The organism is Capnocytophaga sp. (assembly GCF_030532915.1).
Taxonomy (GTDB): Bacteria; Bacteroidota; Bacteroidia; order Flavobacteriales; family Flavobacteriaceae; genus Capnocytophaga.
Map to the genome: position 1 here is coordinate 1 of NZ_JAUNKD010000029.1, position 3213 is coordinate 3213.

The window sequence follows — 3213 nt, forward strand, 5'->3', positions numbered from 1 at the left end:
GCATCAAGGAAGTCCGCCCCTGCGATGTTTCCGTATGCGCGGTTATTGAGCGGATACAGACCAAAATCAAAAGTAGGTAAGCCGTATCCGTTTAGTCCTTGATAGTTAAATGAGAACAACGACCCTTTCGGAAAACCGACGATGTTTCCGCGACCTGCACCTGCCACCATATCAAAGGTGTTGGGCGTGTTGAGCAGTCGTGTAATCTCTTGATTCATATAACTGATCGTAAAATTGGTTGTCCATTTGAAATCATCGGTGATGATGTTGCGGGCATTGAGTGCCAATTCCACGCCCCGCGTGCGCATATCGCCAAAGTTGGCATATTTGTAATATTGCCCTCCAACGCCCGAGGTGCGTACCAAGTCAATCAAATCAAACGAGTTGCGTTGATACAAATCAATGGTGGCATTGAGTCGGTTATTGAAAAATCCGGCGTCAATACCGATGTTGAGTTCGTACATTTTTTCCCACGTAAGGTCACGGTTTTCCAAATGCAAGATGCGCAAAGCATTTTCACGGTCATCAAAACGAAAACGATTCAAAATCTGGTTCTTGTACACCGCATTTGAATTGATTGCCTGCTCGTTCATCTTGGCGGTAAGCCCGTAACTGGCACGAAATGCCAAAGTTGAGAAGAATTGCTGTTCTTTCATAAAGTTTTCTTGGTCGATATTCCATTTCCCGCCGATATTCCACGTGGGTAACCATCTGGAACGACTGTTTTTGCCTGCCGTATTAGCCCCTTCATAGTTTAGTACGGTGTTGAAAATGTATTTGCCCATATAACCATACGTTCCGCTAAGTGAAAATGTTACGCCGCGTTCGTATCGTTCCAGCAGAGAAAAGTAATCCGTGCCTTCATTGATAAGCTTTTGGAAGATGAGCGGGTTTGGAAAGATTTGATTTCCTTTGTCATACTGAATGCCATAGCCCTGAAACGGATTCACACTACGGTCAGCCGAACGAATTTCGGCAAAACCAAATGCCTTAACATCGTGTTGCCCCAACTGTTTGTTGTAATCGAGTGCTACACGCGCCTGATAACTCTTCAAAGTGGTCTGGGTTTTATTAAAAATACCACCGTTTGTAAGCCCGACCTTCGGTTGTAAGAGCGGATTATCCTTATCCTTAATCAAATAGATGTTTTGTTGCGCCACTTCGGGTGTTTCATTGGCGCGGAATGCCTGAACCACGTTTGAACCTTCCTTTATATAGTGTGAAGTTGCCGTGAATGCCTGCCTGGTTGATAGCAAAATATTCGCTTCTAAGCTGTTGTTGAACTTATACGAGGCTTCCGCTTGGATTTTGAAGTCGAGTAGGTTTATGTTCAGATAATTATTTTCGTATTCGTTTAAGATGTTGAACGGAGCCCAATTGTTTCGGTAAAATTCCGGTCGGTTATTGTCTCCGATGGGGCGAAGCGTGCGGCTTGTTGTTAAGGCGTAGGTAAACGGATTGATGTCAAAGTCGCGTTCAAACGAGCCTATGGTTGTATTTTTGCGTTGCGTGAACGTTCCGGGCGCTTTTTGTTCACGCATATTGCCTTGCACCGATAGGGTTGTTTTGAAATCGTCCGTGATGTAAAAAGAATTTTTAAGATTTGCCGTAATTCGACGTACATTATCGGCAATTGTCCAGCCACCATCGTTGTAAAAGCCCACTGAGGCATAGTTTGTCGTGTTTTTTCCTCCACCTGAGAACGTGATGGTATGATTTTGCACCGGATTTAATGTGAAAAGATGCTGAAACCAATCGGTATTGGCATATTCACGTTGTTTTAGGAATGAACGTTTGCCTTCTGCCGTATTTTCATAATAATACGTTCCTGAATCAGGGTTTATCGTACTAATTCCGTTGTACCACTGATAGAAAATGCCGCTCCTGCGTCCGTACAAGGCACTTTTCAGCCCAAAGTAACCTTTATTTTCCAATTCTTGATAGATTGACATTGTTTCCTGAGCGTTTAGCAAGTCAAACGAAGTGTATGACGGAATTTGTCGGAAACTCTGTTCGTAACTGTACGTAATTCGGTTATCACTATCGCGTTTCCCTGACTTGGTGGTAATAACGATAACGCCATTTAAGGCTCTTGCCCCATACACTGATGTGGCTGAGGCATCTTTCAGTACTTGTATATCCTCTATATCGGTTGCGTTGAGCCCAGCGATGGCAGAACTGATAAGAGTTACTGCGTCACCGGACACCAACTGGTCAATACTGAGCGAAACTAAGTCCTCGTACACCGCACCATCGATGACCCAGAGTGGTTGCACGTTGCCGATAATCGAAGCCCCACCGCGAATGTTGATGCGCGGTGCAGAACCGAACGTACCCGTAACGTTTTGAATGGAAAGTCCTGCCACGCGACCTTCCAACATACGAGAAACATCGGCAACTCCATCGATTTTAATCGCATTCATCTTAACCGAAGCGGAAGCTCCTGTGAATACGCGGCTTTTTATCTTCTGATACCCCGTAACTACAACCTCGCCGAGCTTTTCGGTATCTTCCTGCAAGAGAATCGTCATATTTTCAGACGTAATTTTAACCTTTCGCGACTGAAATCCGATGTAACTGACCTCTAACAGCTGTCCCTTTTCGGCTTTTATGCTGAATTTACCCTCAATGTCAGTAGTTGTTCCGACGTTTCGTTCCTTTACGATGACAGATGCCCCTAACAGCGGCTCTCCCTTCATATCAGTTACTTTTCCTTTGATGTTTGTTTGCGAAACAGCCCATTGTGAAGCTAATAGTAACAAGATATAGTATAGTTTCTGTATGATTGAATGTCTATTTATGTACATTTTTTTTCAATTTTAGTTGATGATTTATATGTTTATATTGTATATAGTATGTAATTTATCTGTTTTTAATCCTCATATGATGCTTATTCTATAAAATTGAATAGAAAATAATTGTTATTTTAGTTTGTATAGCATATAACTTTTGTATTTTTATTTATAAATTTATGATATATGTTGTAGTTTATTGATTTTATTCATTAATTTATTATATTTATAGCCTATAAATTGTTTGTTTTTGTATGTGTTATTTTTAAAACTTTAATATGTATGTTTGATTTTGGTTGTTATTATATTGTTTATAGGATATAATTGATTTATTTTTGCATTACTTATGACTAAAATTTAAAAGTATATTACTAATTTTGTTTATTGATATGGTGTTTATAGTGTGTAATTGATTTATTTT

General features: G+C 40.7%; 1 protein-coding gene. It reads right to left on the reverse strand.

Annotated elements, in window-relative coordinates; translation table 11 throughout:
• The coding region (locus tag Q4D72_RS09145) for a SusC/RagA family TonB-linked outer membrane protein (RefSeq protein ID WP_303077556.1) at positions 1-2699 on the reverse strand (2699 nt) is incomplete at its 3' end.
• Positions 2700-3213 lie beyond the last annotated feature (514 nt).